The sequence below is a fragment of the Nevskia sp. genome (genome assembly GCF_023266035.1).
Lineage (GTDB): Bacteria > Pseudomonadota > Gammaproteobacteria > Nevskiales > Nevskiaceae > Nevskia.
Genome location: NZ_JAHFRY010000141.1, coordinates 6849 through 12403, shown reverse-complemented (window position 1 = coordinate 12403; position 5555 = coordinate 6849). Strand labels below are relative to the sequence as shown.

The window sequence follows — 5555 nt, the reverse complement described above, 5'->3', positions numbered from 1 at the left end:
TCTGCCAAGTCACCGGCAAGAAGCCGATCGTGGGTAACACGGTCTCGCACGCCAACAATCGGCGTCGCCGTCGCTTCCTGCCCAATCTGCACACCCATCGTTTCTGGTTCGAAGCCGAGAAGCGGTTCGTGTCCCTGCGCGTGTCCGCCAACGGCATGCGCATCATTGACAAGAAGGGCTTGGAGGCGATCATCATCGACCTCCGCTCGCGCGGCGAGAAGGTGTAAGAAATGGCCAAAGGCAAGAAAGACCGCGAAAAGATCAAACTGATCTCGACCGCCGGCACCGGGTTCTTCTATACGACCACGAAGAACAAGAAGAACACGCCGGACAAATTCGAGTTTTCCAAGTACGACCCGATCGTGCGCAAGCACGTCATGTTCAAGGAAGGCAAGATCAAGTAACGATTCCTTCGGCGCAAGCCGAGCAATCGTCCCGGCTTCGTGCCGGGGTCCAGAAGGCCCGCTATTTGCGGGCTTTCTCGTTTCCGGTCACCGGGCTGTCTCGGTTTTGAGATAGGCCGCACGTAAGATCCAGAGCCCATGGACCCTGCCAGCCGCGATAACCCGCATCACCGCAACCTGGAGCGTGCACGCGCGCAGGTGATCGAGATGCTGACCCGGCAGGCGCTCGAGCGCGAGCTGGTGTCGAAGAACGAGTCGCACAGCGGTGCGCCGGTCGACGTGGTCAGCCAGTTGGTCGCCCGCCAGCAGCACGCCGCGCTGGAACAGCGCCTGGCTCACTTCCATCCGGCCGACATCGCCTTCGTCCTCGAAAGCCTGCCGCCCGATGCCCGCGAGATGGCCTGGCAGCTGGTCCGTGCCGAACGTCGCGGTTCGGTGCTGCTGGAAACCTCGGATGTTGTCCGTCGTTCGCTGATCGAGGACATGGAACCAGGCGATATCGCCGCCGCCTTCCATCATCTTGAATCGGACGACATCGCCGAGCTGATCGCGTCGCTGCCCTCGGATGCCGGCGCCGAGGTACTGGCGCGGCTCGACTCCGCCGATCAGGCCGAAGTGCGCTCGGTGCTGTCGTTTCCGGACGGCACAGTCGGCGCCCTGATGGACATCGACTTCATTCCGGTCCGCGATGACGCTTCGCTCGAAGCGGTGCTGCGCTTCCTGCGTCGGCGCAAGAAACTGCCGGCGGAAACCAACCAGATCATCGTCGTCGATCGCGCCAAGGTGCTGCGCGGGGTGTTGACGCTCGAACAACTGCTGCTCAGCGAGCCCGAGCAGACGGTTGCCGAAGTGATGACCGAGAACCCGCACTTCTTCTACACCGACGATGCGGTGTCCGATGCGATCGACGCTTTCGAGCGCTATGACCTTATTTCCGCGCCGGTGGTCAATCTGCATCGCGAAGTCGTCGGCCGGATCACCGTCGACGAAATTCTCGATGCGATCAAGGACCAGCAGGAGCGCGATTCGCTGCGCAAGGTCGGTCTGCGCGAGGACGAAGATCTGTTCGCGCCGGTCTGGCAAAGCGGCCGCAACCGCTGGCCCTGGCTGGCGCTGAACCTGTTCACTGCGTTTGCCGCTTCGAGGGTCATTGGTTTTTACGAGCCGACCATCGAAAAGCTGGTGGCGCTGGCGACTCTGATGCCGATCGTCGCCTCGATCGGCGGCAACACCGGCAACCAGACCATGGCGCTGGTGATCCGCGCCTTGAGCCTGGGCCAGCTCGGTGGGCGGCTGCTGCAGAAGATGCTGATCAAGGAACTGCTGATCGCCGCGATGAACGGCACGATCTGGGGTTCAGCACTCGGCGTGGTCACCTTCGCGATCTATCACGACGTGAAGCTCGGCATGGTCATCGCCTCCGCCACCATGCTGGAACTGCTGGTCGCCGCCGCCGCCGGCGCGATCATTCCGGTTTCGCTGGAACGCTTCGGGCGCGACCCGGTGCTCGGCTCCAGCGTGATCCTGACCGCACTGACCGACAGCATGGGTTTTCTGATCTTCCTGGGCCTGGCGACCGTGGTGCTGATTTGAAGAACGATAAGGTCATTGCTGGGTCGTTGCTTACGCCAAGGGCTTGCCCTAATGTGCCGATCCGTTTTCGTGCTCACCGGTCCGGAGGTCGCTGATGCATCCTGATTTCCCGATCGCCGCGGGCCTTGTCGATCAATTGGCCGACGAGCTGATCGCTGCCTGCCAGCTGTTCCATTGCCGTGGCTGGGTACCGGCCACCGGCGGCAATTTCTCGGCAAGGCTTGACGAACGGCATCTGCTGATCACGGCCAGTGGCGTGCACAAGGGCGAGCTGACGCGGGCCGATTTCATGGTCGTCGATGTCGACGGCAAGGCGCTCGAAGCCGGCCGCAAGTCGTCCTACGAAACCGGGCTGCACACGCAGTTGTATCGCCGTGACCCGTCCATAGGTTCGGTACTGCACGTCCACAGCATTGCCAACACGGTACTGTCGCGACGTCATCCTCTGATCCGTCTGACCGGATACGAGCTGATGAAGATCCTGCCGGGGATCGTCGAGCCGTCGGTGACAGTCGATATTCCGGTGTTCGGCAACGATCAGGATATAGACCGCTTGAGCCGACAAGTGGACGCAAAAATGATGGAACCGAGCCGCATGCCCGCCTATCTGATAGCCGGACACGGCCTATATACGTGGGGCGGGTCGGTGCGCGAAGCACGGCACCGGCTGGAAGCCCTGGAATTCATGTTCGAGTGCGAGTTGTGGAACGAGAGGTGACCCTATGAGTGAACTCCGGATTTACGAAGAGAACGGCCAGCCCGTGGCCAGCTATAGCCGGTTTGAAGACATCCGCGATCAGCTGGAGTCGATCGGCGTGCAGTTCGAGCGCTGGGAAGCGACGCGCCAGCTCGATGCCGAAGCCACACAGGACGAGATCATCGAAGCCTATCGCGGCTCGGTGAACCGCCTGATGAACCAGTACGGCTTCAAGTCGGTGGACGTGATCAGCCTGCACCCGGCGCATCCGCAGAAGGACGTGCTGCGCAGCAAGTTCCTGAGCGAGCATCGTCACGATGAATTCGAAGTGCGCTTCTTCGTCGAAGGCGAAGCGCTGTTCTATATCCGCGACGCCGGCCGCATCCACGGCGTGCTGTGCTCGCAGGGCGATCTGATCTCGGTGCCGGCCAATGTCCGCCACTGGTTCGACATGGGCCCGAACCCGAGCTTCAAGGCCATCCGCCTGTTCATCACGCCGGACGGCTGGGTCGCCAACTTCACCGGCGACAAGATTGCCGACAGCTTCCCGCGTCTGGAAGCACCGCATTATCTGAAGGCTGCCTGAGCCTCCGCTCGATCGTCATTCCCGCGCAGGCGGGAATCCAGTTTTTCGACAAGGCCGCTCCTGAGCGGCCTTGTCGTTTGAAGGATTCATTGCCGTGATCCAAGCCATCGTCACCGACATCGAAGGCACCACCTCTTCGATCGACTTCGTCCACCAGACGCTGTTTCCGTACGCGAAGCAGCATCTGCGACGCTATCTGCATGAACACGCAGCGCAGCCGGATGTCGCGGCGCAGATCGCCGCAGCGGCCGCGCTCGAAGGCCGCAGTTTCGCGACCATCGACGAAGCTGCCGACGTGCTCGAACGCTGGATTGCCGAAGACCGCAAGGCCACCCCGCTGAAGGATCTGCAGGGCCTGATCTGGGCTGAGGGCTATGCCGATGGCGAGCTGAGCGGCCACGTCTATGCCGATACGCCGATCTACCTAGAGCGGTGGCACGCCGCGGGAAAGAAGCTGTACGTCTATTCCTCAGGCTCGGAAGCGGCGCAGAAACTGATCTTCGGCCACTCCGATGCCGGCGATCTGAGGCCGCTGTTCTCGGGCTATTTCGACACCCGCATCGGCGCCAAGCGCGAGGCGGCGGCGTATCGCACGATCCTGGAACGGATCGGCCTGCCGGGCAGCGAAGTGCTGTTCCTGTCCGATATCGGTGAAGAGCTGGACGCCGCTCGTGCAGCCGGCCTCAAGACCTGCCAGCTGATCCGCGACGCCAAAGCCAAGCCGTTCCCGGCCCATCCTCAGGCGAAAGATTTCTCCGAAGTGCAAGTCTGCTGATCAGATATTGAAATGTCCGCGCCAAGGACGGCGCGGTCTTGTTCAGGACGAACCGGACCGCCGAGCTTCTTCCAGCACCAGTGCCAGGGCTCGTACAGATAGCCTTCCGGATTGCCTTTCGGATAAGTCATCGTGAAACCGAAGCGCCGGGCATTGGCGGTCAACCAGTGGAAGGCGGCCGTCTGGTCGAATTCCTCTTCCAGCGGCGGGCAACCTGCTACACCGATATCGACGGCGCGGCCGGTGTGATGCTCGCTGCAGCCGGGCGGCGCATTGACGGTCAGGATTTCAGCGATCTCCCTGCCCTTTGCGAGTTTGTTGCGGATCAGCCCGGCCTGGAAATCGACGCTACGGAAGGCCGACACCAGCAGCAGGTCGATGGCATCGTCACTCGCCGCCATGCGCATCGCCGCCCAGGCGGCAGCGGCGCCCGGCACCAGCAGCTTGTCGCGGCCATCACTGCCGAGCCCGACCGGCTGAAGGCGCTGTGCTTCGATGAACAGCGGCAGCCGCCGGGCTCTGACCGCGCGAGACGAGATGCCGAATTCGCTCCAGTACGCCTGGATGCGCGCCCGATACGCCGCTGGCAGCCGCGCGGCCATCAGCCGGCCTTCAACCGCTCGCGCCAGCCATAAGCCGGATCGCCGATGACGACGAAGCCCGGATTCAGCAGCGAGTCCTTGGTGTTGTAGCGCAGCGGCTGCCAGTCCGGCAGGCGCAGCACCGTGGCCCCGGCCACTTCGGCCAGGCAGTGCGCGGCGGCCGTGTCCCATTCAGAAGTCGGGCCGGTGCGCGGATAAAGATCGGCCAGACCTTCGGCGACCATGCAGAACTTCAGCGACGAACCGCGGCTGAGCTGTTCATGCTCCGGCGCATGGGCCAGGAACTCGTCGAGCGCAGCATCGCGGTGCGATTTGGTGACCACCAGCATCGGCTTGGCCGGCGTCGCACGGGTGTGGATCGCCGTCTTCTTGCCATCGCGAATCACGCTGGCGCCAACGCCACGCGCAGCGATGTAGCTGGTTTTCGTCACCGGCACGTGGACCACGCCGAGCACCGCTTCATGCTGGTCGATCAGCGCGATGTTGACGGTGAAATCGCCATTGCGCTTGATGAATTCCTTGGTGCCGTCGAGCGGATCGATCAGCCAGTAGCGCGTCCAGTTGCGGCGCACCTCGAAGCCGATATCGGCATCTTCCTCGCTCAGGCAGGGGATGTCCGGCGTCAGTTGGGTCAGGCCGTCGATGATCGTGCGGTGGGCGCGCAGATCGGCCTGAGTCAGCGGCGAGGCGTCGTCCTTGGTGCTGACCGCGAAGTCGGATTCATAGACCTCCATGATCGCGTCGCCGGCTGCGACGGCAATGGCGAGCACCGGGTCAAGCAGTGCGGCGAGGGCGTCGGCAGAAGTTCTTGGCAGGCTCATGGTCAGGACGTATGGGGCTGGCCTTATGATAACGGCATGACTGCATTGACTATCGACTGGTCGGCCATCGACCAGGT

General features: G+C 62.8%; 8 protein-coding genes. 6 read left to right on the top strand and 2 right to left on the bottom strand.

The window, feature by feature from the left end; translation table 11 throughout:
• From rpmB to mtnC, 6 genes are all read left to right on the top strand, one after another.
• Positions 1-227 (top strand): 50S ribosomal protein L28 (gene rpmB, locus Q0D45_RS18180; RefSeq protein ID WP_293396114.1); only part of this gene is annotated, 227 nt, incomplete at its 5' end.
• Between the two features lie 3 nt (positions 228-230).
• Positions 231-404 carry a 50S ribosomal protein L33 gene (gene rpmG, locus Q0D45_RS18175; protein ID WP_293396112.1) on the top strand — a complete coding sequence of 58 codons (174 nt, stop codon included), beginning with the start codon at positions 231-233 and terminating at the stop codon, positions 402-404.
• A gap of 138 nt (positions 405-542) precedes the next feature.
• The gene (mgtE, locus tag Q0D45_RS18170) at positions 543-1997 is read left to right on the top strand and encodes a magnesium transporter (protein WP_293396109.1); all 1455 of its coding nucleotides are present in this window, start codon (positions 543-545) and stop codon (positions 1995-1997) included.
• 94 nt (positions 1998-2091) lie between these two features.
• Complete coding sequence (locus tag Q0D45_RS18165) at positions 2092-2715, top strand: methylthioribulose 1-phosphate dehydratase (protein WP_293396106.1); 624 nt, start codon at positions 2092-2094, stop codon at positions 2713-2715.
• 4 nt (positions 2716-2719) lie between these two features.
• Positions 2720-3280, top strand: coding sequence for a cupin (locus Q0D45_RS18160; protein WP_293396103.1), 561 nt, complete (start codon positions 2720-2722; stop codon positions 3278-3280).
• Between the two features lie 94 nt (positions 3281-3374).
• Entirely contained in the window at positions 3375-4055 is a 681-nt protein-coding gene (gene mtnC, locus Q0D45_RS18155) for an acireductone synthase (protein ID WP_293396101.1), read from the top strand.
• On the opposite strand, the gene Q0D45_RS18150 is transcribed toward mtnC, so the two are convergent.
• Together Q0D45_RS18150 and cysQ are read right to left on the bottom strand one after the other, a co-directional pair.
• Positions 4019-4657 (bottom strand): M15 family metallopeptidase, encoded by a 639-nt coding sequence (locus Q0D45_RS18150; protein ID WP_293396098.1) that lies wholly within the window; start codon positions 4655-4657, stop codon positions 4019-4021. The two genes, mtnC and Q0D45_RS18150, sit on opposite strands and share 37 nt — an antisense overlap.
• Positions 4657-5478: a 3'(2'),5'-bisphosphate nucleotidase CysQ gene (gene cysQ / locus Q0D45_RS18145; RefSeq protein ID WP_293396095.1), complete on the bottom strand. Its 822-nt coding sequence runs from the start codon at positions 5476-5478 to the stop codon at positions 4657-4659. Before cysQ ends, Q0D45_RS18150 begins: the two co-directional genes overlap by 1 nt.
• Positions 5479-5555: the final 77 nt, after the last annotated feature.